Genomic DNA, 24,460 nt, shown 5'->3' on the forward strand with positions numbered 1-24,460 from the left:
CTAGCCGAGTGCCCGCGCGATCTCGGCGGCTTTCGCGTCCAACTCGTCCCGCTGCGGCGACGTCGGCCGCGCCCGCAAACCGAAACCGTCACCGATGGTCCGGGGGATGACGTGGAGATGGACGTGGAAGATCTCCTGGCCCGCCACTTCGCCGTCGGCGAGCATGAAGTTGACGCCCGCGCACCGGGGATCCGATGCCCGTAGTGCCGCCGCCACCTTCTGGCCGACCCGAAACAGGTGCGCACCCACCTCGGGGTCGAGCTCGGCGAGGCTACGGGCCTGCTGCCTCGGTACCACAAGCACATGCCCGCGGGTGAGCGGCCGAATATCCATGAACGCTACGGCCACATCGTCGGTGTACACCATGCTGGCCTCGGCTTTGCCAGCAATGATGTCGGCGAAAATAGTGAAGGGATTCATATCCGACCAGTCTAGGGCCGTACTGCGTCGCTCGGGCCGCGCGACTAAGGTCTGGCCATGGGTTCAACTGGAGGCGTTCTCTTCGACATCGACGGTGTGCTGGTGACGGCGTGGAAGCCCGTGCCGGGTGCCGCGGAAACGCTGGAGTACCTCGACAGCAAGGACATCGCCCGGGCGTTCCTGACCAACACCACGTCCAAGACCCGAGGGCAGATCGCCGAGCTACTGACCGCGGCCGGGATGCCCGTGCACGCCGACGAGATCGTCACCGCCGCGAGCCTCACCGCGGACCACCTCCGCGAAACGTACCCAGGCGCCCGAACCGTGCTGATCAACAACGGCGACATCGCGGGGGACATGCCCGGCATCGAGTTCGTGGAGGAATCCGGCGAGGACCCGGACGTGGTCGTCGTCGGGGGCGCCGGGCCGGAGTTCACCCACGAACGGCTCAGCCGGGTCTACGACTGGCTGTGTCGCGGAATCCCGGTCGTGGCCATGCACCGCAGCCTGATGTGGACCACCGGGGCGGGTCTGCGCATCGATACCGGCATGTACCTCGCCGGGATGGAGAAGGCGTCCGGGCACACCGCGAAGGCCGTCGGCAAGCCTGCGCCGCTGGGTTTTCAGACCGCCGCCGAACGTATGGGGCTGGACCCGGAGGACGTGGTGATGGTCGGCGACGACCTGGACAACGATGTGCTCGCAGCCCAGGTCGTCGGTATGACCGGCGTGCTGGTGCGGACCGGGAAATTCCAACAGGACGTGCTCGATCGGCGCGCGCAGGAGGAGTTCGGCCTGCAGCCCAACTACGTCATCGACTCGGTGGCCGATCTTCCGGGTGTACTACAGAATCGGTGACGGCGAGTAGCTCGCGCCCTTCGGGAAGCGAGCGAGAAGTGTCTCTACATCCCCGATGACAGCAGCAACTTGGGCTTCCGCAGCACCGACGAACGCCGAGGGGTCGGCGAGAGCTGCGTCGAGACCGGCGCGGTCGAGCGGGATGCGATCGTCGGCGGCAAGGCGGTCCAGCAGATCCGGATCCTGCCCCTGCTCCCGCATTGCCAACGCGACAGCCACCGCGTTCTCCTTGATCGCCTCGTGCGCGGTTTCGCGGCCGACACCGGCACGCACCGACGCCATGAGCACCTTCGTCGTGGCGAGGAACGGCAGGTAACGCTGCAGTTCCTTGTCGATGACGGCGGGGTAGGCACCGAACTCGTCGAGGACGGTGAGGAAGGTCTCGATCATGCCGTCGATCGCGAAGAACGCATCCGGCAGTGCGACGCGGCGCACCACCGAGCAGAACACGTCGCCCTCGTTCCACTGCGCGCCCGCGAGCTCGGCGGCCATGGAACCGTAGCCACGCAGGATGACCTGGAGTCCGTTGACGCGCTCGCAGGAGCGGGTGTTCATCTTGTGCGGCATGGCCGAGGAACCGACCTGGCCCGGCTGGAACCCCTCGGTCACCAGCTCGTGACCTGCCATCAGACGCACGGTGTGCGCGAAGGAGGACGGCGCCGCGCCCAGCTGCACCAACGCGGACACGACCTCGTGATCGAGCGAACGCGGGTACACCTGACCGACGCTGGTCAGCACGTGCCGGAAGCCGAGGTGGTCGGCGACGATCCGCTCGAGCGCAGTGAGCTTGGCGGAGTCACCACCGAACAGATCGAGCATGTCCTGCGCCGTGCCCATCGGACCCTTGATGCCGCGGAGCGGGTAGCGATTGATGAGTTCCTGCAGGCGGGCGAGGGCGATCAGCAGCTCGTCCGCAGCAGAGGCGAACCTCTTGCCGAGCGTGGTGGCCTGCGCGGCGACGTTGTGGCTGCGGCCGGCCATCACCAGCGTCGAGTACTCCGCCGCGCGCTCGGCCAACCGAGCAGCGACGGCGACACCGTGGGCGTGCACGTGCTGCAGCGAACGCAGAATCTGAAGTTGCTCGACATTCTCGGTGAGGTCGCGACTGGTCAGGCCTTTGTGGATGTGCTCGTGGCCGGCGAGGGCATTGAATTCCTCGATGCGTGCCTTGACGTCGTGGCGGGTGACCCGCTCACGCTCGGCGATGGACGCGAGATCCACCTGGTCGAGGACCCGCTCGTAATCGGCGATGGCAGAAGACGGTACGGACACGCCGAGACCCGCCTGCGCCTTGAGGACGGCGATCCACAGCTGGCGTTCGAGGATGATCTTGTGCTCCGGAGACCACAGGTCCACCAGCTGGGGGCTCGCATAACGGGTGGCCAGGACATTCGGAATAGTCACGAGAGCCCAGTTTACGGTCTCGTTTGCACCGCGGGCGCGACGACCTCCAACACTTCCATCAGCATGCTTCTCGCCATTGTTCGCGGTTCGGGTTCGACCTCTCCGAGGGCTCCGACGACGGCTCCGTCGACCACCGCTACCAGCCGTCGTAGCTGCTGTTCCTCGACGATCCGACCGGATCTTCGCAGCACGTCGGTCAGCAGATCGTCGATCTGTGCACGCAAGCGCGATTGCACTTCCCGCAGCTGTGGGCGCCGCGCGGAGGCGATGAATCGTTCGTAGCGGGCGATGAGCCGTTCCCGGCCGTCGTCGACGTCGTCCTCCGGCCCGATCAGCAGATCGACGATCAGGTCGACGGTCGGCTCGACGTCGTGGGCGAGGTCACCGAGTTCGTCGATGCGTCCGCGCATGACTTCGAGTTCACGATTGCCCAGCAGCTCGACAGCGCACGCGATCAGGTCGTCGAGCGACTCGAAGTAGTAGGTGGTCGAGGCCAACGGCAACCCTGCCCGCGTTGCGACTGCGCGGTGGCGCACGGCGTCGAATCCGCCCTCGACCAGCAGATCTGCTGCCGCGCAGGCGAGCGCGTATCGGCGGCGTTCCCCCTTCGGGGTAGCACCCGACACCTTGTGCGGCGTATCGGCGGCACCTGTCGACATTCGGACATCGTGCCAGCCCGCGCGGCTCGGCCTGAGGGAAACGGGCCAAGAGAACGTATGCAATCGTGATGGGTATGGCTCCACGAACGATCGATCTGCGCTCCGATACCGTCACCCGACCGGATGCGGCGATGCGTGCGGCCATGGCGGAGGCGGAGGTCGGCGACGATGTCCTCGATCACGATCCCACCATGGCTGCCCTCGAGGAACGCGTCGCGGCGATGCTCGGGTACGAGGCGGGCCTCTGGGTTCCGAGCGGAACGATGGGCAACACCATCGCGCTGATGATGCACCTGCAACGCGGCGACTCGTTCCTCGCTCCCGAACATGCGCACGTGCTCGGCTCCGAACTAGGCACCGCCGCTTGGCTCGCCCAGGGCATGCCCCAGGTGCTCCCCCACGACGCCGGCCCGGGACGCCCGACGCCCGCTGCCGTCGCCGCCGCCTCCGGTGCCGGTCCGTACTACACGCTGCATCCGCGGCTGCTGTGCCTGGAGAACTCGCACAACTTCGCCGGCGGGTCGGTGTTCGACGCCGAAGAATGGAACGCGCTCCTGAAAGCCGGCCGGGACGCAGGGTTGCTGGTGCACCTCGACGGCGCACGGGTCTGGAACGCAGCGGTCGCTCTGGGGGTCCCGGTGTCGGAGCTGACCCGCGGCGCCGACACCGTCCAGGTATGCCTGAGCAAAGGACTCGGCGCACCCGTCGGCTCGATGCTCGTCTCCGACACCGCACGCATCGGTGAGGCCAGGAGAATCCGCAAGATGCTCGGCGGAGGTGTCCGGCAGGGCGGTGTCCTCGCCGCCGCCGGACTGGTTGCGCTCGACAACATCGACTCGCTCGCGGGCGATCACGCCAACGCGCGGCTGCTGGCCGACGGCCTACGCGAGCGGGGCTGGACCGTCGAACCGCCGGAAACCAACATCGTCCTGGCTCGGTCGGGCGTATCGGTGGCCGACCTCGCCGAACTCGGCATCGCGGCTGTCACCGTCACCGGGAAGACCCGCTTCGTCACCCACCGGGATGTTTGCCGAGCCGATATCGAGGAAGCGCTCGGGCGCCTCTAACCCCGAAGCAGCGGCTGCAGGCGAACGAGAGCTTCCTCGATGTCCGCCGTCGCGCCCGCGAACGAGAACCTGATGGTGTGGTGACCGTGAACGGTATCGAAATCGACACCTGGTGCCACTGCCACACCCGTCCGCGCTAGAGCCTCCTCGCACCAGGTCAGCGAATCATCGGTCAGGTGGGCGATGTCCGCGTACGCGTAGAACGCTCCGTCCGCGGGCGCGAGATCGGTCACCCCTGCCGCCGTCAGCCCGTCGAGCAGGATCCGCCGGTTCACCGCGTACCGCCGAACGTGCCCGTCGAGCTCGGCCCGTGAAGCCTCGGTGAACGCCGCGATCGCCGCCACCTGAGAAATCGCCGGTGGACACACCGTCATGTTCGACGCCAGCCGCTCCACTGCGCGGCGCAGGTACGTCGGCAGCAGCATCCATCCGAGCCGCCACCCCGTCATCGAGAAGTACTTCGACACGGACCCGACGACGACCGCATCCCGCGAGGTCTCCCACGCACTCGATGTCTCCACGTCACCGAAGGAGATGCCGTGGTAGATCTCGTCGGAAATCAGCAGGGTGCCGTGTGCCTGACACCAGCGCGCGATTGCGGCGAGTTCGCTAGGGTCGATGATCGTGCCCGTCGGGTTCGCCGGGCTGGCGATGATCAGTCCCTTGGGCGGTTCCGGTAGGGACTCGAGCATGGCGACCGTCGGCTGAAACCGCGATTGCGGCCCGCAGTCGAGCTCGACGACGCGGCAGCCGAGCGCGGCCAGAGTGTTGCGGTACGCGGGATAACCGGGGCGGGCCATGACGACGGTGTCGCCGATATCGAAGGCCGCCAGGAACAGCAACGTGAACGCGCCCGAGGATCCGGTGGTGACGACGACGTCATCCGCGTCCACTGGCACTCCTGCCTCGGCGGCGTGGTACTGGGCGATGGCCTCGCGCAGGGGAAGGATCCCGAGGGTTTCGGTGTACCCCAGCAGGTGTCCGTCGAGGGCGTCACGGGTCGCCTGTAGCACCGGCCCCGGTGCCGAAGTCGACGGCTGCCCCGCCGCGAGCGAGAGAACGTCGCCGTGGGTGCGCGTGCGCAGTGCGGCTGCCTTGAACACGTCCATCACATGGAACGGCTCGATGTTGCTTCTGCTCGACTCGGTGACCACGATTGCCGAGGCTATCGGTCGTGGAAGACTTGCCTGATGCCGGAACCGAGATCTCACCCGACCGCGGGCGATGTCGCCGAGGCCCTCGAGGCTTTGCGGTCGTCGACTCCGCTGGTGCAGTCGCTGACCAACGTCGTCTCGGCGAACTTCGTCACCAATGTTCTGCTGGCGGCGGGGGCGAGCAACGCGCACATCGACAACGTGCACGAGGCTGCAGGATTCGCCGCGGTAGCCGGTGGTGTTCTGATCAATCTCGGCACTCCCGACGACGGCACCGCGGCAGCGTTCACCCTCGCCGCCGGCGCTGCCCGCGCAGCCGGCACACCGTGGGTGCTCGATCCGGTCGGTGTCGGCGGACTCCCCTGGCGAACAGAACTGGCGGCCGGGTTACTCGCACTCGGGCCCACTGCGATCAGGGGTAATGCCTCGGAGATCATCGCGCTCGCCGGCAGTTCGGGTCTCAGCAGTTCGGGTCCCGGCAGTTCAGGTCCCGGCAGTTCAGGTCGCGGCAGTTCAGGTCCCGGCAGTTCAGGGCGAGGTGTCGACAGCACCTCCGAAGCCGACGCCGCCGTACCCGCAGCACTGTCGCTGCTCGACTCCGCGCAGGTGGTCTCGGCCTCGGGACCGATCGACTACATCGTGGGGCGGGGGCCGTCGGGGCCGCTCGGAGTTCGGGTCGGCGGCGGACATGCCCTGCTCACCAAGGTCACCGCAACAGGGTGCTCGCTCGCCGCACTGGTGGCCGCCTACCTTGCGGTGTCACCGAATCCGTTGATCGGCATCACCGCTGCGCACGTACACGTCGCGGTCGCTGCGGAGGCTGCCGCGCGGGGCGCATCGGGTCCGGGGTCCTTCGCTGTCGCTTACATCGACGCTCTCGCATCGGTCACCCCGGACGGTTTTCGCACGAGTGCGCGGATCGACCCCCTCGACGTGTGAGGGCGTTCATCCACAGGCAGGCCCGTTATCCACAGATTCGATATCGGGCCCCTTTTTGCGGTCGTTTTCGAGCAGAGTTCTCGCCATGGGGGTCTACACGAGGGAGCAGCTGCTCGATTCGGGAATCGGTCGGTCGCGGATAGATCGGCGGGTGCGCAGCGGAACACTGGTTCGTCTGTTGCCGTGCGTCTACGCCGATCGAGATCCGTCGTATTACGAACTGTGTGTTGCGGTGACGGTGTGGCGGGGGGACGCGGTGCTCAGTCACCTCAGCGCTGCCTGGTTGTGGGGGATGCTCGACACCACGCCCACGCAGGTGCACGCGACCCTGCCCAGGAACACCCGAGTGAGCGGCCCCGACTGGTTGACGTTGCACCGCCGCAGCGTTGACACGGCCGAGGCACGCGGTCTGCCGGTCGTGCCCGCCGCACAGTGCTTCGTGGATGCGGCGGCGACGATGAGCGGCACCCCACTCGAGCAGATCGTCGACCGCAGCGTCGGAACAGTGGTGAGCTGGCGCGAGGCAGTCGATCACTGTGAGCGATCGGCAGGAATGACGGGAGTTCGCGAGGTTCGTCGCCAGCTCCGACAGTGTTGCCCGGGCACTCTGTCCGAGCCGGAACGCATGGTTGCCCGCGCCCTCACCGCTCGCGGAATCCGGATGGAGATCAATGCTTGGGTCGGCCGGTACCTGTGCGATCTGGTCGACAACTGTGCCAGGGTGATCGTCGAGATCGACGGGCGTGAGTTCCACAGTGACTCGCGCACTTTCGACAACGACCGGACTCGACAGAACTCACTGGTGCTGGACGACTGGTTGGTGCTCAGGTTCTCTGCCGCCACTGTGTATCGCGATATCGAACGTGTGGCGGATCAGATCGCGGCCGTGGTGCGGCGACGTAGAAAGAGCAGGGGTGTCTGACGCTCCTTTATCTGCACATTCTGACGGGATCCCGTCGGATACTGAAGATCGTGGAGCACCAGACACGGCCCTACAGGCTGATGCGACCCTCTGCCGCGGCCAAACCGATGTCGGTACGGAAGTGGCTGCCCGGGAGCCGGATTGCGTCGATCTTCGCGTAGGCGTCGATGCGTGCGGCATCCAAGTCGGCCCCGGTTCCGACGACGCTGAGCACCCGCCCACCTGCCGAGACCACGACACCGTCCTTTCTCGCTGTCCCCGCGTGCAGTACGCCCTCGGCCTCGGCACCGGTGATCGCATCGCCGGTTCGGGGCCGGCCCGGGTAGTTCTCGGCCGCGAGCACCACCGTCACCGCCGAACCGCTCTTCCACTGCAGCGGCTCGAGCGAACCGAGCGTGCCGGTCGCCGTCGCATTGAGGGCCGCACCGAGCGGAGATTCGAGCAGAGCGAGCACCGCTTGGGTCTCGGGATCGCCGAATCGGCAGTTGAACTCGACGACCGCCGGGCCTGCAGCGCCGATAGCGAGGCCGGCATAGAGCAGACCGGAAAACGGGCAGCCGCGCTCGACCATCTCGGCTGCAACAGGTTCGACCACCTCTCGGACGATCTGAGCGGTCATCTCCTCGGGCAGCCACGGAAGCGGGGTGTATGCGCCCATTCCGCCGGTGTTGGGGCCGAGGTCACCGTCACCGACACGCTTGTGGTCCTGCGCCGGCAGCAGCGGAACGACGGTCGCACCGTCGACGAGGCAGAACAGTGACACCTCGGGGCCGTCGAGGAAGGACTCGAGCAGCACCGGATGGCCGGTTTCGAGAAGCTCCGCGGCATGGTCCCGCGCTGCGAGCCGATCGGTGGTGACCACCACACCCTTGCCCGCAGCCAGACCGTCGTCCTTGACCACCCAGTTCGGCCCGAACCGGTCGAGGGCCTCGTCGAGCAACGCGGGCGAGTCGACAATTTCGCTGTGCGCAGTACGAACGCCCGCTGCAGCCATGACGTCCTTCGCGAACGCCTTGGACCCTTCGATTCGTGCCGCAGCAGCAGACGGGCCGAACGTCGCGATACCGGCCTCGCGCAGGGCGTCGGCGACACCCAGGACCAGTGGCACCTCCGGTCCGATAACGACGAGGTCGGCGCGAACCTTGCGCGCCAACTCTGTCACCGCTTCACCGGAGGCGACGTCCACGTGATGCTGCTCGGCCAACGCGGCTGTGCCGGCGTTCCCAGGAGCGATCAACAGGGTGTCGACGTTCGGATCCTTGCTCAGCGCAAGGAGGAGGGCGTGCTCACGAGCACCGGAACCTATGACGAGTACGCGCACAGTGCATCAGACTATCGGGTCACCCGTGCCGAAACCCGAGACACCCGAGCAGCGACGACTCGACATCCTCACCGGGGGCAATTCATGCAGGTCACAGGACGATGGGTCAGAAGTCGACAGCGGCCTTGCGGGCGAGTTCGATGTGCTGAGCCAGGTCTTCTTCCGGGGTGGCGGTGAGAACGGTCGGCGCGAAGCGGAGTGTCTGTGTGTCCGCGATTCCGACGAAACGCAGCCAGTCGTCGAAGAACGTCGAGGCGAAATCTGCGCCGAATTCGATGGGGACACCAGGTGCGTAGACGCCGCTGGTGTAGACGACGAAGGCGCGTTTGCCTGCCATCAGGCCCGAGTACCCCTCGGCCGGGTCGAAGCCGAATGCCCAGCCCGGCTGGGTGACGATGTCGATCCACTGCTTGAGGATGTACGGCACTCCGGCGTTCCACATCGGGATGTTGAACACGTATGCGTCGGCCGCCGCAAACCGATCGAACACAGCACGCGCTGCGTCCCAGGCAGCAACCTGCTCTGCAGTCTGATCCTGGCCTCCGAACACAGCCATCTTCGCTTCCGCTGCGACGGCCCCGAACTGGGGAAGCGGCTCGGCGAACAGATTCCACTTGTCGACCTCGAGGTCGGCATCGCGATCCCGCAGAGCATCGAGGAAGTTCTCCGCGATCGCAAGTGACTGCGACCCCGGTCGCGCGGATGCGTTCACATGCAGAAACGTGGTCATGTTTTCTCTCCTGATATAGGCAATCGCGACGCGATAAGGTCGCTACACAAAACTTGCTCCACCGGGCGGCCAGTGACAAGAAGGCACTTTCAAGTGCCCAGGGCACCTGGGCGTGCCTCACAGTCGGCGGCCTGTACGGATTTTCGACACGACCGAGAGGCGCGCACAGTGACGATGACGGCAGAGCAATCTCGCGAGCAGGCAAAAAAGCAGTACAGCGTGTACCTGGAGAATTGCCCTGCACATCAACTCCTCGAAACACTGTCCAACAAGTGGGTCGCCCTGGTTCTGTGCGCACTCGGCGAGGGGGCTCACCGCCACAGCGAGTTGCGCAGGGTCATCGCAGGCGTCAGCCAGAAGATGCTCACCGCTACGCTGCGCTCGCTCGAACGAGACGGAATCATCGTCCGCGATGTGATTCCCGGCTTCCCCCGACATGTCGAGTACCGTCTGACACCGCTCGGGACGAGTCTGCTTCCCGTGGTGTTCGGCATGAAGGAGTGGGCCGAGAACCACATGTCGGAGGTCCTCGCTCATCGCGAGTCACGTGCCAGCCCTGTAGTTGCCAGCACTGTGTGATTACTCGCTCAGGTCGTACAGCGTCACTCCGTCGACGGTGGTGGAAGTGTAGTTCGCGGCAACCCATCCCGAGATCTGCGTCGAGGTGCCCGCCTCACCACCGCCCATTCCGAAGCCCATGCCCCCGCCTGCGATGAAGTAGTGGATCTCGCCGTCTGCGACGTACTGCACAAACTCCTCGAGCGTCGGCGACGGGTCGGTGCCGTTGAAGCCGCCGATCGCCATGACGGGTTCCTCGGCGGCGAGCTGGTACCCGGAAGCACTGTTGGAGCCGATCGCGGCCGCAACCCAGGTGTAGGAGTCGGCGTCGGCTTCGAGCATCGCGGTGATGTCGGCTGACGGCGCGCTGCTGTTCAGCAGCCCACCGGCAGGCATCTGACCGGCTTCGAGCTGACCGGTAGGCATCTGACCGGTAGGAGGTGCCTGACCCGCGAAACCGGCCCCGCCATCGGGCCCGCCCATCCCGCGTCCGGCGTCCATACCCGGCCGGCCCATTCCCGGTCCGCCTATACCCGTACCCGTTGCCGGACCGGCGCTGACGATCGACCCGGTGTGTGCGGTCCCGATCGTGTCCACTGCGTACGCGGTGGGTCCGGCGAGTCCAGCGAACATGACCGCGAGAATCGTTGCGACAGAAATTCTGCCGCGTGTCGCCGCAGGAATCAGCAGTGCGATTGCCCCGATGATCCCCACCCCGAGCACCACCCACCGCAGCCATGGCAAGAATTCGGCACTGCGCCCCAACAAAACCCACGCGGTGGCGACGGCAGCGAGCGTGGAGGCGGAGAGTGCCAGACGCACCTGGTAGCGGTGACGGTGACGCCAGGCCAGCACGCTTCCCGCACCTATCAGAGCAGCGATCGCCGGTGCCAGCGCAACGGTGTAGTACGAGTGGAAGATTCCTGCCATGAAGCTGAATGTCAGACCGGTCACCAGCAACCACAGTCCCCACACGAGGAGCGCTGCGCGCTGCGGATCATCCCGGCGGACACGACCGCGCAATACGAGACCCGCCGCGAACAGGATCAGGGCCGAGGGAATCAGCCAGGCGATCTGACCGCCCTGCGAGGCGTCGAACATGCGGGTGATACCGGTTTCACCCCACATTCCGCCGCCCGGTCCGCCACCTGGCATATCGCCGCCACCGGGGGTGACGCTGCCGGTCTCGTCACCGTTGAGTCGCCCCAGACCGTTGTAGCCGAGGGTCAGCTCGAGAATGGAGTTGTTCTGCGATCCGCCGATCCACGGACGCGAGGATGCGGGCCACAGTTCGACTGCGAGCAGCCACCAGCCAGCCGATACGATCGCGGCTCCGAGCGCTGCGAAGAGTTGCAGCAGGCGCTTACCGAACTTCGGTGGGCCGGCGAGCAAGTACATCGCGGCGATGGGCGGAACCACGAGCATGACCTGGAGTTGCTTGGTGAGGAACCCGAATCCCACGAACACTCCGGTGAGCACGAGCCATCGGGTGCGCCCGTCCTCGACTGCGCGCATCGCCGCCCAGACTGCTGCGATCATGAGCAGCACGAGAAGAGCGTCCGGATTGTTGAACCGGAACATCAAGGCGGCCACCGGTGTGACGGCGAGTGTGAGTCCGGCGAGCAGTCCTGCCGCGGCACCGAATTGCCGGCGGATGGTTGCCCACAGCAACGCCACCGAACCGACACCGAGGAGCGCCTGCGGAACCAGCATCGCCCACGAGCTGAGTCCGAAAATGCGGACCGACAAAGACATCAGCCACAACGACATCGGCGGCTTGTCGACGGTGATCGCGTTGGCCGCGTCGGAGGAACCGAAGAAGAATGCCTTCCACGACACCGATCCTGCTTGGACGGCAGCGGAGTAGAAGGAGTTGGCCCAGCCCGATGCGCCGAGGCCCCAGATGTAGGCGACGGCCGTGCCGATCAGCAGCACTGCGAGCCCGATCCACTCCCATCGCCTATCCCTGACAGGCACCGGTGCAGGCGCCTTCGGTGCGCTTTCGGTCAAGGTCGTCATTTCTGCACTCCTTTGTTGTTACGGAAAACCCAGCGGAGGGCGAGAAAACGGCACACCGTCGCAACGAGATTCGCGACGACGAGTACGGAAAGCTCGACGAGCCGGGACGCCCCGGGCGCCCATGCGTGCAGCATCGCGAGCGACCCGCTGGTGATGAGCAGCGCGAACCCGAAAACGAGCAGACCCTGCACCTGGTGCTTGCCCGCGTCTGCGAGTCCACGGACGCCGAAGGTGAAGGCCCGGTTCGCGGCGGTGTTCAGAACGGCCGTGATCAGTAGGCCGAGGAAGTTCGCGGCCTGCGCCCCGACGATCGGGTGCAGGACCAGGTAGAGCAGTGCATATGCGATGGTGCTCGCGACGCCGACGATGCCGAACCGCACCATCTGCCCGACCATTCCGTGCGGCACGCCGGCCACCAGCGGTTCACGTCCCAGGCTGCGTCGTAGTTCTGCAACGGGCAACACCCCCGAGGCGAGCGCCCGGCCGACGCGCCAGCACCCCTGCAGATCCTTCACGGCGGTGTCGATCACGTCGACGCTGCTGTCGGGGTCGTCGACCCAGTCGACGGGGACCTCGTGGATACGCAGGCCCGCCCTCTCGGCGATCACGAGCAGTTCGGTGTCGAAGAACCAGCCGGTGTCCTGTACGAGCGGAAGAAGCTCGCGCGCCACCTCTGTACGCATCGCTTTGAAGCCGCACTGGGCGTCGGAGAAGCGCGCGCGCAGCGAGGCCCGCAGAATGAGGTTGTAGCTACGCGAGATGAATTCGCGCTTCGCGCCGCGCACCACCCGCGAGGACCGGTTCAGTCTCGAACCGATCGCGAGATCGGAGTGGCCCGACAGCAGCGGTGCGATCAGCGGCATCAACGCGTTGAGGTCGGTCGAGAGGTCGACGTCCATGTAGGCGACGACGTCGGCGGTGGATTCGATCCACACGGCCTTCAGCGCTCGCCCCCGTCCTTTTTCGTCGAGGTGGTGGACCCGGACCCCGTCGATCTCCTTCGCCAACTTGTCGGCGACGGCAAGAGTGCCGTCGGTGCTCGCGTTGTCGGCGATGGTGATCTGCGAGGAGAACGGGATGGTGTCCTCGAGGTGGGCGTGGAGTCGGCGGATGCACTGTTCGAGGTCGGCTTCCTCGTTGTAGACGGGAATGACCACCTCGAGCGTGGCTGTGGAAACCGAGCTCGTCACCAGCAGGTTCGATGTCATGATGTCGAGGTTCGCTCCCGCAGCTGCCACCACCCTGGGTTCGAGCTGGCAATGCGCTGTGTGCGGCTTCGCGTGCACAGCCGCATACCATGGGTGCATGGCATCGGTGTTCAGCAAGATAATCAGCGGCGACATTCCGGGACGGTTCGTATGGGAGGACGACAACGTCGTCGCGTTCCTGACGATTGCCCCGGTGACGCAGGGGCACACGTTGATCGTGCCGCGCGAGGAGATCGATCAGTGGCAGGACGTCGACGGGGCCGTTTTCGCCGAGTTGACGGGCGTTGCGCAGAAGGTCGGCCAGGCCGTCCGGAAGGGTTTCGACGCACCACGCGCCGGGTTCCTGATCGCCGGTCTCGAGGTTCCGCACCTGCACCTGCACGTTTTCCCGGCTTACGACATGGGCAATTTCGATATCTCGGGCGCCGACCCGAACCCGTCGCCGCAATCGCTCGACGAGGCAGCGGCGAAGATCAAGGCGGCGCTGCGCGAGCTCGGTCATGCCGCGAACGTTCCCGCCTGATCGGGCACTGGGAGCGTTCGTAGGATCTTGATGCACAGCACAGATCCGGCCGTCGTGGCGCGTCGGTCGCTGACCGTCGCCGCGATCGGCACCCTGTTGACGTTGGTCGCCTTCACCGCTCCACTGGCGACGATCAATCCGACAGCGCTGACGCTCGGCAGCGACCCCGCGGGGCGGACCTGGATTCTCAGCTCCATGAGCATCGGGTTGGGCGCAGCGCTGCTCACGACCGGAACGATCGCCGACGATGTGGGACGTCGACGCACGTTCGTCATCGGCAACGTCGTGCTCGCCGCCGGATCGGTGATCTGTGCGGTCGCGCCCGGCACGTTTGTGTTCGTCCTGGCCCGGATCCTGCAGGGGCTCGGGGGTGCCGCGGTGATGGCGTCGAGCCTCGGGATCATCGCGCACACGCACGCGCCCGGACCGGTGCGCGCCCGAGCGAGTGGGATCTGGGGTGCGAGCGTCGGTGCCGGCATCGCCCTCGGCCCGCTCGTGGTTGCAGGTCTCGACAGCCTCGCGTCGTGGCGCTTCGCTTACTGGCTGATGGCGGTGGGTGCCCTCGCCCTCGCGTTCGTGGCGCAACGGCTGCTGGTCGAATCACGCACGGACGCGCCCCGAGGTCTGGACCCGCTCGGCGCACTCCTGCTCGGTCTCGGTATGAGCGCGCTCCTCGCAGCTCTGGTCGAGGGCCGACAGGGATGGTCGCAGCCACTTCCCATCGTGTTGTTCGCGGCTTCCGCTCTCGTGCTGACGGTGTTCGTCTATGTGGAGTACCGCAACCGGAATTCGATGTTGGACCTGTCGCTGTTCACGCAACCGGCATTCGTTGCGGCCACGGTGGCGGCGTTGATGACCGGGGCCGGAATCATCGCGCTCATGTCGTTCTTGTCGGGTTTCCTCGGCAACGCGTACGGCATCGATGCTCTCGGGGCGGCGTTCCTGCTGTTCGCGTGGTCGGCCACCTCCGTAGCTACGGCCCTCCTCGCGCGCCGTATCCCCGACCGCGTCTCGGGTACCACTCAGCTGGCCATCGGCCTGACCGGCGTGGCAATCGGTCAGGTTCTGCTCCTGGGTATTTCGGAATCGTCGACGTGGGTCAGATTGCTACCCGGCCTGTTGGTTGCGGGTGTGTCGAGTGGAGTACTCAACGCCGCGCTCGGCCGCGAGGCGGTGTCCAGCGTGCCCGCGGGACGTGCAGCAATGGGCAGCGGGGCGAACAACACTGCGCGCTATGTCGGCTCTGCCCTCGGCGTGACCGTCGTTGCCGTCCTGGCCGTGCCGGTCGGAACTCCCACTGCGGCAGGCCTCGTCGAGGGGTGGAACAGTGCGGTGCTGTTCACAGCTGCGGCCTCGGTCGTCGGCGCCCTCGTGGTGGTGGTGTGCAGCACCCGAATGGTCACACCACCCGCGGCAACTCCACCCGGAAGGTAGCGCCTACCCCTGGCGCGCTGTCGACGGTGACGGTGCCGCCGTGCGCGGCGACGAGGGCCGCGACGATGGACAGTCCCAGTCCGCTGCCGCCACTTTCGCGGGTGCGCGAGGAGTCCGCCCGGTAGAACCGTTCGAACACGTGCTGGGCTTCTTCCTCGGACAGGCCGGGGCCGGTATCGCGCACCTCGAGCAGCACCGAGGTGTCGGTGGTACCGACACAGATCTCGATGCTCGCGTCCTGCGGGGTGTGCCGGATCGCGTTGCCCACCAGATTCCCCAGTACCTGCCGAAGCCGGGCATCGTCGCCGACTACCTCCGGTATCCCAGGACCGGGAAGCAACCTCAGCGTGATATCACGCTCCGGTGCAACGGCTTCGGCGTCGTGAACGGCATCGGCCGCGACGGAGAGCACGTCCACCGGTTTCGTCTCCAGCGGGCGCTGGGCGTCGAGACGCGCGAGCATCAGCAGATCCTCCACGAGCAGACCCATGCGAGCGGATTCGCCCTCGATGCGGTTCATCAGCAGGGTGATGTCACTCATCGCGCCCTGCCGGTAGAGCTCGGCGAATCCGCGGATGGTTGTCAGCGGGGTGCGAAGCTCGTGGCTGGCGTCGGCGACGAACCTTCGCATCTTCTCCTCCGAAGCGCGAGCCGCTTCCTCCGATGCTTCGCTGGCCGCGAAGGCGCGTTGAATCTGAGACAGCATGCCGTTGAGCGCAATCGACAGTTTGCCGATCTCGGTGCGCTCGTCGCGCTCGGGGACACGCTCGTGTAGATCACCGGCCGCGATGGCGGCGGCGGTTTCCTCGACTTCGACGAGTGGCCGCAGACTGCGACGGACGATGAAGTAGGTGAGCACCGCGAGGATCGCGAGAACCACTGCACCGATGATCGATTGGAGGCCGACGAGCTGCTCGACCGTGAGTTCGACGGGCGTCAGGCTCTGCGCCACCGTCGTCGTGCCCTGCGAGTTCGACACGGTCAGCACGCGCCACCGAGTGTCTGCGCCGTCGATCGATCCGATTGTGACGGGGCTCGGCGCGTCGAGACCGTCGATATCGGGAATGTCGGATCCGGCGGTCTCCTCGAAAATCACCCCACCGTCGGGGTCGACGGACTTGACGTAGAAGTCGGTGGGCGGGCGTCGCACATCCGGCGGCGGCGGGAGATAGCGGTTCCTCGGCTCGGCCCAGCCGCGCGAGGCGTCGAGCAGGCTCTTGTCCACGCGATCGACCAGTGATCGTTCGAGCGAGGACGTCACCGCGATTCCCGACGCCACCAGACCGGCGGCGACGAGCAAAACCAGGGCCACGACCAGCGACAGACGCAACGGCACATTGCGGGGCCGAATGCTCTTCGAGGACAGGGTCTTCACCGGGGCTGCCGCATGACGTATCCGACGCCGCGCAGGGTGTGAATGAGCCGCGTGTCTCCGGTGTCGATCTTGCGTCGCAGGTAGGACACGTAGGACTCCACCACGCCGACCTCGCCGCCGAAATCGTAGTGCCAGACGTGATCGAGGATGCGGGGCTTGCTGAGCACGGTCCCGGCGTTGACCATGAAGTAGCGGAGCAGCGTGAACTCCGTCGGCGAGAGTGACACCGCCTCGCCTGCCTTCCACACCTCATGTGTGTCGTCGTCGAGCTCTATGTCGGCGAAGGAGATGCGCGACGGGGCGGTCTCCTCGGTCCTGCCGGATCTGCGCAGGATGACGCGGAGTCGGGCGACCACTTCCTCGAGGCTGAACGGTTTGGTGACGTAGTCGTCAGCACCGAGCGTGAGTCCGGTGACCTTGTCCTCCACCGAGTCGCGGGCGGTGAGGAACAGCGCCGGTGCGTCGACGCCGTCCGCGCGCAGTCGTCGAAGCAGACCGAAACCGTCCATGCCGGGCATCATCACGTCCAGGATCACCGCTTCGGGACGGAAGGTTCTGGCTTTGTCGAGAGCCTCGGGTCCGGCGGCCGCGGTTCGCACGTCGAATCCTTGGAATCGGAGGCTGACCGACAGCAATTCCAGGATGGTCGGTTCGTCGTCGACTATCAGCACGCGCGCCTGAGGTGTTTCGCTCACTCCCACATCATGGACCGATCTTCTGCGCACTCGCTGCACTCTCGCTGTGAGGTTCCTGTGAACGGTGGACAACGTGCATGATGGTCGATGATGTTGGAGACCGAGCGGCCCGAGCGCAGCCGCGTGTCCATCAACTCCATGCACGTATTCGCATTTCTTCTCGTATCGGCGATCGTGTTCCGCGAGCAGATCGTCGGAGCAGTCGGAGCGATTCCCGAACTGCAGGCAGGCGCCACCATCTTCCTGGGCGTATTCGTCCAGGCCACGCCGTTCCTGGTGCTGGGTGTGCTGGTCAGCGGCGGCATTGCCGCGTTCGTGTCGCCGGCGATGCTGAAACGGCTGCTGCCGAACAACGAAAAAGCCGCGGTGGGAGTGTCCGGGCTGGCGGGGATGGCGCTGCCCGGATGCGAGTGCGGCGCCGTCCCGGTCTCGCGACGGTTGATGGACCAGGGTGTGCCGACGTCCGCGGCGCTGGCATTTCTGCTGTCGGCCCCCGCCATCAACCCGGTCGTGTTGGTGTCGACGGCCGTGGCCTTCCCCGGTGAGCCGCGGATGGTTCTCGCGAGGTTCCTCGGATCGTTGGCGACGGCACTCATCATGGGTTGGCTGTGGGCACGGATCGGCAAGACCGAATGGATCACGGCGAGGGTGAGTGCCCGCCATCAGGACACCGGTCGCTCCAAGTGGGAGGTGTTCTCCGAGGCGGCCCGGCACGATCTGATGCAGGCAGGAGCATTCCTGGTGTTCGGCGCCGGGCTGGCGGCCGTGCTGCACATCATCGTGCCGGACTGGGTGCTCGAACACCTGGCAGGTCAGATGCTGCTGGCGATCGGTGTGATGGCAATCCTCGCCGTCGTTCTCGCACTGTGCTCGGAGGCCGACGCTTTCGTCGCGGCCAGCATGTCGATGCTTCCGTTGCTGCCCCGGTTGGTCTTCCTCGTCGTCGGTCCGGCCGTGGATGTGAAGTTGATGGCGATGCAGGCCGGTAGCTTCGGTCGCGGTTTCGTCCTTCGATTCGCGCCGGTCACCTTCGTCGTGGCCGTCGTGTGCGCGAGCATCCTCGGGTACGTCGTCCTGGGCGGCGCCCGGTGAAACGCGAGACGCAGAACGTACTGCTCATGCTGGTCGGTGGCGCGGTGGTGAAGATTGCGTTCGACGGCAGTTTCGTTCGCTACGTCAAGCCGAGCATGCATCCGTATCTGCTGGTGAGCGGGGTTTTCATGATTGTGCTTGCTGTCGCCGCGATGGTCCGCGATATCCAGCGCGGCGGCCCCGAAGACCACGAGGAGCACGGCCACAGCAGCCGCCCGTACTGGATGTTGTTGATTCCCGCGGCGCTCATTCTGTTCGTGGCACCCCCGGCCCTGGGGGTGTCCTCGGTATCGGAGCGGGTCGTCACCGCGGGCCCGCTCGAACGCACGGCCTTCCCGCCGCTTCCGGGCGGCGCCAGCCCCGAGGTTCCGATGCTCGACGTAGTTCAGCGCGCGGCCCGGGACAACACCGGCAGCCTGAAGGATCGGGAGATCACCGTGACCGGTTTCGTGGTGGAGAACTCCGACGGCAGCGTCGATCTAGCGCGCATCCTCATCGTCTGTTGCGCGGCGGATGCGCGGTCGATCCGGATTCATCTCGACACCGGTTCGAATGCATGGGCCGAGGGTGACTGGCTGCGCGTCCGCGGGACCGTCGGGCAGTCGTCTCCGGAGACCGGGAACGTGCCGACGATGTCCGTGACCGGGGTCGAGCAGATTCCGGCGCCGGAGAACACGTACGCCTACTGATCGAGAAAACTGGTACCGTCGTACTGGTCTCGATGACATCCGGACGAGCGCACCGTACCCGGCCAGCGACAAGACGGTGCAGGAGAGTGTTTGTCGTGGCGTGGATCATCCTGGTTGTCTCGGGTGTATTCGAAGCGATCTGGGCGACAGCCCTCGGCAAGTCCGACGGCTTCACGCGAACAGGTCCCTCGGTCGTCTTCGGTGTCGCTCTGGTGATCAGCATGGCCGGCCTGGCCTACGCGATGCGGACGCTACCTACCGGCACCGCCTACGCGGTCTGGGTCGGAATCGGCGCCTCTCTCACCGTCGCATACGCCATGGTGACCGGAGACGAGCCCGCGTCCTGGATCAGAATCGCGCTGCTCCTCGGACTGGTCGGCTGCATCGTCGGGCTCAAACTCCTGCACTGAAGCCCTGCACCGATGCGACACCGGAGAATGTGTGCGAGCGGTTACAGTAAAACCATGAACTGGGTGTCCGCGATCACACTGCCTGCACGCGCCGGGATCGCCGTCGCAGAAACGGCCCTGGAGGTCTCGAGCGCAATTCTCTCGACCACCCGTTTCGCGCTGGAGTCGGGAGTTGCGACACCCATGAATCTCGCACATGCCACCAACCCCAAGGGTGGGACGATGCAGCTGATCACGGCATTGGGGCAGCTCACCTCCGATGACCGCGCACTCGGCAACGCCCTGCGCGAGGGCGGACCACTCGACCGCCTGCTCGCCCCCGGCGGCGTCGTCGACCGGCTCACCTCCGAGGAGGGCACACTCGAACGGCTTCTCGCGGAAGGCGGTCCAGTGGACCGCATCACCGCGACCGGTGGCCCACTGGATCGCTTGCTCGCCGAGGACGGGCCGCTGGAGCGGCTCCTCGCCGAGGGCGGGTTGCTGGATCGAATAACGGCGGTCGACGGTCCGCTGGAGCGTCTCACCGCCGAGAACGGGCCGCTGGAGTTGTTGACGCGCGAGGGCGGCATCATCGAACGCGCCATCGAAGAGGACGGGATACTCGAGCAGTTGCTGGCCGAGGACGGAGCCATCGAGCGTCTCACCGCCAAGGGTGGCACTCTCGATCAGCTGGTGACGCTCACGGACACCCTCGCCTCACTCGCCCCCAACATCGAGCGCATGGGGGTCAGCATCACCATCCTGCAGGACTCCGTCGAGATTCTCTCGCAGGCTGTCAATCCGCTCGGCGAACTGGTCGGTCGACTGCCGAACCGCTGGCTCAAGGGCAAGCAACCGGTCCAGGAACTGCAGTAGCTATTTCAGGTGCGTGCCGAAGAAGTCGAACACTCGGCCGAACGCATCCTCCGCCTGTTCACCCCGCCAGCCCATGCCGGTGACTCGCGCGACTGCGGCCATCGGGCCCTTCGGTAGCGCGTTCGCAAAGCTGTGCGAGGCACCGGGATAGGTCTTGACGTCGTGGTCGATACCCTTGGCCGCCAGGATCTTCTCCACCTTCTTCCCCGCGCCGATGAGCGAAGGATCGTTCTTTCCGTACGAGGCGACGATGGGGCATGCACCGTCGAGAACCTCCTCGAGATGCCTGGGGGTGACCCCGTAGAACGGGGCACTGGCGCCGAACCCCTTGGGCGAGAGCAGCAATGCGAAGCCGCCGCCCATGCAGAAGCCGACGATGCCGACCTTGCCGGTGACGTCCTCGCGCGCCTGCAGGAAGTCTCGGGTCGCGAGCAGGTCGTCGATCGCAACTCCGCTCTGTCCGAGCAGTGCCCGGAACACTCCGGTCACGCATTTCCTGACGCCGCCGCGGCTGTACAGGTCGGGTGCCAACGCCACGTAACCCTGGTCCGCGAAGCGTCGGGCGATGTTTCTGGTGTCCTCGGTCAGCCCGAAGGCATCGTGCACGATGACGACTCCCGGACCACCACCCGCGGGTGCCTCGAGTACTGCGCTGATCGGTCCGGCTGGCGTCTCTACGGAGATCTCGGTCACGTACGCAGGCTACGCGCAATCACCAGACGTTGGATCTGGTTGGTGCCCTCGAATATCTGGGTGATCTTCGCGTCGCGCATGTACCGCTCGACGCGGAAGTCGCGGGTGTAGCCGTAGCCGCCGAACACCTGGACGGCGTCGGTGGTCACCTTCATCGCCGCGTCGGTGGCGACGAGCTTCGCGACGGATGCACCTCTCGAGTAGTCGAGTCCGGCGTCGCGACGCCGGGCCGCATCGAGATACGTCGCGCGCGCGGAGTCGACGGCGGCGGCCATATCGGCGAGAAGAAAGCCCAGACCCTGATGGTCGACGATTCTCTTGCCGAACGTGGTGCGTTCGTTGGCGTAGGCGACGGCGTCGTCGAGGGCGGCCTGCGCGATGCCGACTGCCACGGCAGCGATTCCGAGTCGGCCCGAATCGAGTGCGCTGAACGCGATCTGCAGTCCCTGCCCCTCGGTTCCGAGGCGGCGCTCGGCCGGGAGGACGGCATTGTCGTAGTGGGCCGAGGTGGTGGGAACGGCGTGCAGGCCCATCTTCTCCTCGGGCTTACCGAACGAGAGACCCTGCTGATCCTTGGGGACCAGGAAGCAGGAGATGCCCTTGGATCCCTCGCCGGTGCGGGCGAACAGGTTGTAGAAATCGGCGATGCCGCCGTGGGTGATCCACGCCTTGGCTCCGTTGACGACGTATCCGTCCTCGGTCGGGGTCGCCTTGCAGGTCAGTGCGGCGGCATCGGATCCGGCCTGTGGTTCGGACAGGCTATAGGCGCCGATTTGGTTGCCGCCGAGCATGTTCGGTAGCCATCGCTTCTTCTGCTCCGCGCTGCCGAATGCGAGCAGCGGCGAGCAGGCGAGGCTGTGCACGCTCACCGCGACGGCGACGGCCGCCCAGCGCGCCGCCAGTTCCTCGAGCACCTGCAGGTACACCTCGTAGGGTTGGCCACCGCCGCCCCACTCCTCGGGGAACGGCAAGCTCAGCAGTCCTGCCTCGCCGAGGGTGCCGAACACGCCCTCGGGGTAGGTCTCGTTCTTCTCGTGCTCGTCGACGAGTGGCTCGAGGACCTTGTCTGCGACGTCGCGGGTGAGCGCGATGAGATCGCGCGCTTCTGAGGTGGGCAACAGACGGTCGACGGCCATGAGAAGACTCCTTGCAGTACTGTAGGTCCCCCAACAGTACTGCACGAGTATCGTCTACGGGTATGACCTCTGCACACGCGACAGCTCGCCGCGCCGAACTCTTCGATCAGCTGGTCGCGCTCCTGCTGTCCGAGGGCTTCGCACACCTCACACTCGACGAGATCGCTGCGCGCCTGCGCTGCAGCAAGTCCACGCTCTACACTCTCGCCGGCAGCAAGGAACAGCTCGTACGCGCGGCAACCGTGCACTTCTTCCGCGGCGCCACCGAGCGAGTCGAGGCGTCCCTGACGTCCGTACGCGGCACCACCGAGCGGCTCACCGCGTACCTGTCGGCGGTCGGTGTTGCACTCGAGCCTGCATCGAGGCAGTTCATGGAGGACCTCGCGGCCTTCCCACCCGCCCGTGAGGTCTACGAACAGAACACCGCGTTCGCTGCGAAGCGAGTTCAGGAACTCATCGACGACGGCGCCTCGGCCGGTGACGTGCGCAGCGTCCATGCCGCATTCGTCGCAGATGTCGCAGCGTCGACGATGGCTCGGATCCAGACACGCGAGGTCTCCGAACGTACCGGCCTCGACGACTCACAGGCCTACGCCGAACTCGCGGCCCTGCTCACCACCGGAATCACTGGAACCACGGGAGTTACGGGGCCGCCACGCGCAGCTGCAGCTCGATCAGCACCCGCTCGTCCGCGTTCCTGAGATCCGCACCGAGTATCTCTTCGACCCGTTTGATTCTGTACCGCAACGTGTTCGGGTGCACCCGCAGTTGCTCGGCGGCACTCCTGACGTCGCCGAAATGCGCCAGATAGACCCGAAGGCTCTCCGTCATCGTCGAGTCGTTCCGCACGTCGTACTCGGCGAGTTTCCCGATTCGGGGATCGAGCAGATGCTCGTGATTGGCGACGAGCTCGACGATCTCCCCCAGCAACACCGAAGTGCGGGACTCCTCGAGTGTCGTGACACGATCGTTCCCCGTCGTCCGATCGAGCACCCGGTCCACCTCCACGCGCGCCGCCGCCACATCGGACAGCGTCGCGATCGAGGTCACGAGTGCCGCACGCGTCGCCGTACCCGTTCGCATCTCGATGCGAGCGATGGTCTCGCGCGTCCAGGATTCGAGCGAGCGGGCCGCGACCTCCCCTGGGAACAGCACGTAGATGCGCTCGCCCATCGCGGTGGCCAGTGAGGACCGGTGAAACGCGCTGGCGTGCAACCGTAATGCACCGGACAGGTGCACGGTCGCTTGATCACCCACACCGGCGAAGCCCACCACCGCGGCCGGCATCGTCGGTGAGATCGACAGCGAGGCAGCAAGAGAGGGCACATCGACTCCGCCGCCGCGCGCTCCGAGCAGACGTTGGATCTGCACGGCCTCGTTGGTCGGCGCGTCGACGATGCGTTTGATCAATCGGGCCGCGACCGCCGCGGCCCCGCGCAGCACTGCGTCGGCGTCGGGCGCGACCGGGCGCCCACCCTCCTGCACCCAGATCGCGCCGAGGGTGGTGACAGCGCCCGAGGCGTCGGGAATGGACCGGATGCCCACAACGAGGCGGCGCCGGATACCGAGGTGCTCGTCGGCGGGAACCTCCACCACCTCGTCGCTGGCTCGGATGCGGTCGAAGACGCCCCATTCGCGCAACTTCCGCAGATAGTCCGCCGGCCCCTCGCGGCCGAGGATGGACAGGGTCCGCAGTTCGTCGGCCGCGTCGTCGGCGGCCGAGTAGGCGAGCACGTGCGAACGCTCGTCCTCGATACTCACCATGCCTTTGGTCAGCGCGGCCACCGTGTGCGCGAGTCCGTAGAGATCGGTGTCCTCGCCGATCGGATCGGATTCGACGCGGTGCACCGAATGATCGAGCACGCCGCGGACCATCGAAAGCAGTCTCTCCCAACGCGTTTGCGCATGAACCGAGATCAGGGCAGTGCCAGCCTGGCGGGCGGCATGTGCCATCGCGATCGAAGCGCCCTTGACCATCACTGCATGCGGCCGTAGGGGTGCGGTACGCAGCGCGAGCTCGTCTAGCCAGGCCACCACGAGGGGTTCGGGTACCCCGACGAGGAGGCACAGGTCGGCCCCCGCAGCTGGGTCTGCGACATCGTCGGCATCGAGCAACGTGACCGAGCCGATCGCCACCTCGGTGCCCATGGGAGCCACAACCAGCTCGGCGAATGCGCCGTGTATCGCTCGCAGCAGTGCCTTCAGTGTCACCCCGCTCAGTGCCGAATCTTCGTCCACCTGGACAAGTCAACCACAGAATTCTTGGCCGATCGGAAGAATACTTGCGCTCGGAAGCCGA

General features: G+C 66.2%; 25 protein-coding genes and 1 riboswitch. Of the genes, 12 read left to right on the forward strand and 13 right to left on the reverse strand.

Going from position 1 to position 24,460, the window contains the following annotated elements; all coding sequences use genetic code 11:
• Nucleotides 1-420, reverse strand: coding sequence for an HIT family protein (locus KVY23_RS21315; RefSeq protein ID WP_230558152.1), 420 nt, complete (start codon nucleotides 418-420; stop codon nucleotides 1-3).
• A gap of 57 nt (nucleotides 421-477) precedes the next feature.
• Between KVY23_RS21315 and KVY23_RS21320 the strand changes: the two genes are divergently transcribed.
• On the forward strand, nucleotides 478-1,278 hold the full coding sequence (locus KVY23_RS21320) for an HAD-IIA family hydrolase (protein WP_075841021.1): 801 nt from the start codon (nucleotides 478-480) through the stop codon (nucleotides 1,276-1,278).
• Here KVY23_RS21320 and purB read toward each other — a convergent pair.
• Nucleotides 1,264-2,682: an adenylosuccinate lyase gene (purB, locus tag KVY23_RS21325; protein ID WP_075841020.1), complete on the reverse strand. Its 1,419-nt coding sequence runs from the start codon at nucleotides 2,680-2,682 to the stop codon at nucleotides 1,264-1,266. The genes KVY23_RS21320 and purB overlap by 15 nt on opposite strands.
• Before the next feature lie 11 nt (nucleotides 2,683-2,693).
• Nucleotides 2,694-3,341 carry a TetR/AcrR family transcriptional regulator gene (locus tag KVY23_RS21330; protein WP_230558153.1) on the reverse strand — a complete coding sequence of 216 codons (648 nt, stop codon included), beginning with the start codon at nucleotides 3,339-3,341 and terminating at the stop codon, nucleotides 2,694-2,696.
• A 74-nt stretch (nucleotides 3,342-3,415) separates the two neighbouring features.
• Between KVY23_RS21330 and KVY23_RS21335 the strand changes: the two genes are divergently transcribed.
• The gene (locus KVY23_RS21335) at nucleotides 3,416-4,408 is read left to right on the forward strand and encodes a low specificity L-threonine aldolase (RefSeq protein ID WP_230558154.1); all 993 of its coding nucleotides are present in this window, start codon (nucleotides 3,416-3,418) and stop codon (nucleotides 4,406-4,408) included.
• Here the strand turns inward: KVY23_RS21335 and KVY23_RS21340 are convergent.
• A complete protein-coding gene (locus KVY23_RS21340; RefSeq protein WP_268995324.1) occupies nucleotides 4,405-5,517 on the reverse strand; it encodes an aminotransferase class I/II-fold pyridoxal phosphate-dependent enzyme in 1,113 nt (370 codons plus the stop codon). The two genes, KVY23_RS21335 and KVY23_RS21340, sit on opposite strands and share 4 nt — an antisense overlap.
• Before the next feature lie 81 nt (nucleotides 5,518-5,598).
• On the opposite strand from KVY23_RS21340, the gene KVY23_RS21345 reads away from it, so the two are divergent.
• Together KVY23_RS21345 and KVY23_RS21350 are read left to right on the forward strand one after the other, a co-directional pair.
• Nucleotides 5,599-6,501, forward strand: a complete 903-nt coding sequence (locus KVY23_RS21345) for a hydroxyethylthiazole kinase (protein ID WP_230558156.1) — start codon at nucleotides 5,599-5,601, stop codon at nucleotides 6,499-6,501.
• Between the two features lie 85 nt (nucleotides 6,502-6,586).
• Nucleotides 6,587-7,423 (forward strand): type IV toxin-antitoxin system AbiEi family antitoxin domain-containing protein, encoded by an 837-nt coding sequence (locus KVY23_RS21350; RefSeq protein WP_206510990.1) that lies wholly within the window; start codon nucleotides 6,587-6,589, stop codon nucleotides 7,421-7,423.
• Between the two features lie 70 nt (nucleotides 7,424-7,493).
• On the opposite strand, the gene purD is transcribed toward KVY23_RS21350, so the two are convergent.
• Nucleotides 7,494-8,744: a phosphoribosylamine--glycine ligase gene (gene purD, locus KVY23_RS21355; protein WP_230558157.1), complete on the reverse strand. Its 1,251-nt coding sequence runs from the start codon at nucleotides 8,742-8,744 to the stop codon at nucleotides 7,494-7,496.
• 106 nt (nucleotides 8,745-8,850) lie between these two features.
• A complete protein-coding gene (locus tag KVY23_RS21360) occupies nucleotides 8,851-9,474 on the reverse strand; it encodes an FMN-dependent NADH-azoreductase (RefSeq protein ID WP_230558158.1) in 624 nt (207 codons plus the stop codon).
• 174 nt (nucleotides 9,475-9,648) lie between these two features.
• Here KVY23_RS21360 and KVY23_RS21365 point away from each other — a divergent pair, with 174 nt between their 5' ends.
• On the forward strand, nucleotides 9,649-10,053 hold the full coding sequence (locus tag KVY23_RS21365) for a helix-turn-helix domain-containing protein (RefSeq protein ID WP_230558178.1): 405 nt from the start codon (nucleotides 9,649-9,651) through the stop codon (nucleotides 10,051-10,053).
• Here the strand turns inward: KVY23_RS21365 and KVY23_RS21370 are convergent, their stop codons facing one another.
• Together KVY23_RS21370 and KVY23_RS21375 are read right to left on the reverse strand one after the other, a co-directional pair.
• A complete protein-coding gene (locus KVY23_RS21370; protein WP_230558159.1) occupies nucleotides 10,054-12,051 on the reverse strand; it encodes a glycosyltransferase family 39 protein in 1,998 nt (665 codons plus the stop codon).
• On the reverse strand, nucleotides 12,048-13,259 hold the full coding sequence (locus tag KVY23_RS21375; protein WP_230558160.1) for a bifunctional glycosyltransferase family 2/GtrA family protein: 1,212 nt from the start codon (nucleotides 13,257-13,259) through the stop codon (nucleotides 12,048-12,050). Before KVY23_RS21375 ends, KVY23_RS21370 begins: the two co-directional genes overlap by 4 nt.
• A gap of 97 nt (nucleotides 13,260-13,356) precedes the next feature.
• On the opposite strand from KVY23_RS21375, the gene KVY23_RS21380 reads away from it, so the two are divergent.
• Together KVY23_RS21380 and KVY23_RS21385 are read left to right on the forward strand one after the other, a co-directional pair.
• Nucleotides 13,357-13,782 (forward strand): HIT family protein, encoded by a 426-nt coding sequence (locus KVY23_RS21380; RefSeq protein WP_206510995.1) that lies wholly within the window; start codon nucleotides 13,357-13,359, stop codon nucleotides 13,780-13,782.
• 30 nt (nucleotides 13,783-13,812) lie between these two features.
• The gene (locus KVY23_RS21385) at nucleotides 13,813-15,216 is read left to right on the forward strand and encodes an MFS transporter (protein WP_230558161.1); all 1,404 of its coding nucleotides are present in this window, start codon (nucleotides 13,813-13,815) and stop codon (nucleotides 15,214-15,216) included.
• Here the strand turns inward: KVY23_RS21385 and KVY23_RS21390 are convergent.
• Complete coding sequence (locus KVY23_RS21390; RefSeq protein WP_269417437.1) at nucleotides 15,182-16,552, reverse strand: cell wall metabolism sensor histidine kinase WalK; 1,371 nt, start codon at nucleotides 16,550-16,552, stop codon at nucleotides 15,182-15,184. The two genes, KVY23_RS21385 and KVY23_RS21390, sit on opposite strands and share 35 nt — an antisense overlap.
• Nucleotides 16,553-16,587: 35 nt before the next feature.
• Nucleotides 16,588-17,286 (reverse strand): response regulator transcription factor, encoded by a 699-nt coding sequence (locus KVY23_RS21395; protein WP_371829756.1) that lies wholly within the window; start codon nucleotides 17,284-17,286, stop codon nucleotides 16,588-16,590.
• Between the two features lie 87 nt (nucleotides 17,287-17,373).
• On the opposite strand from KVY23_RS21395, the gene KVY23_RS21400 reads away from it, so the two are divergent.
• The 4 genes from KVY23_RS21400 (at nucleotide 17,374) to KVY23_RS21415 (ending at nucleotide 20,332) form a co-directional block, all read left to right on the forward strand.
• Complete coding sequence (locus KVY23_RS21400; protein WP_371829755.1) at nucleotides 17,374-18,378, forward strand: permease; 1,005 nt, start codon at nucleotides 17,374-17,376, stop codon at nucleotides 18,376-18,378.
• Complete coding sequence (locus KVY23_RS21405) at nucleotides 18,375-19,067, forward strand: TIGR03943 family protein (protein ID WP_230558162.1); 693 nt, start codon at nucleotides 18,375-18,377, stop codon at nucleotides 19,065-19,067. Before KVY23_RS21400 ends, KVY23_RS21405 begins: the two co-directional genes overlap by 4 nt.
• Nucleotides 19,068-19,079: 12 nt before the next feature.
• Nucleotides 19,080-19,150, forward strand: a riboswitch (guanidine-III (ykkC-III) riboswitch).
• 12 nt (nucleotides 19,151-19,162) lie between these two features.
• Nucleotides 19,163-19,477, forward strand: coding sequence for a multidrug efflux SMR transporter (locus tag KVY23_RS21410; RefSeq protein ID WP_083668176.1), 315 nt, complete (start codon nucleotides 19,163-19,165; stop codon nucleotides 19,475-19,477).
• A 54-nt stretch (nucleotides 19,478-19,531) separates the two neighbouring features.
• Complete coding sequence (locus KVY23_RS21415; RefSeq protein WP_230558163.1) at nucleotides 19,532-20,332, forward strand: ABC transporter; 801 nt, start codon at nucleotides 19,532-19,534, stop codon at nucleotides 20,330-20,332.
• Here KVY23_RS21415 and KVY23_RS21420 read toward each other — a convergent pair whose 3' ends face one another.
• On the reverse strand, nucleotides 20,333-21,025 hold the full coding sequence (locus tag KVY23_RS21420; protein WP_230558164.1) for a dienelactone hydrolase family protein: 693 nt from the start codon (nucleotides 21,023-21,025) through the stop codon (nucleotides 20,333-20,335).
• Nucleotides 21,022-22,161, reverse strand: a complete 1,140-nt coding sequence (locus KVY23_RS21425) for an acyl-CoA dehydrogenase family protein (protein WP_230558165.1) — start codon at nucleotides 22,159-22,161, stop codon at nucleotides 21,022-21,024. Before KVY23_RS21425 ends, KVY23_RS21420 begins: the two co-directional genes overlap by 4 nt.
• A 62-nt stretch (nucleotides 22,162-22,223) precedes the next feature.
• Between KVY23_RS21425 and KVY23_RS21430 the strand changes: the two genes are divergently transcribed.
• Complete coding sequence (locus KVY23_RS21430) at nucleotides 22,224-22,862, forward strand: TetR/AcrR family transcriptional regulator (protein WP_230558166.1); 639 nt, start codon at nucleotides 22,224-22,226, stop codon at nucleotides 22,860-22,862.
• Here KVY23_RS21430 and KVY23_RS21435 read toward each other — a convergent pair.
• Complete coding sequence (locus tag KVY23_RS21435) at nucleotides 22,804-24,399, reverse strand: CdaR family transcriptional regulator (RefSeq protein WP_230558167.1); 1,596 nt, start codon at nucleotides 24,397-24,399, stop codon at nucleotides 22,804-22,806. The two genes, KVY23_RS21430 and KVY23_RS21435, sit on opposite strands and share 59 nt — an antisense overlap.
• Nucleotides 24,400-24,460: the final 61 nt, after the last annotated feature.

The sequence above is a fragment of the Rhodococcus sp. I2R genome (assembly GCF_020889545.1).
In the GTDB taxonomy this organism is placed as follows: Bacteria; Actinomycetota; Actinomycetes; order Mycobacteriales; family Mycobacteriaceae; genus Rhodococcoides.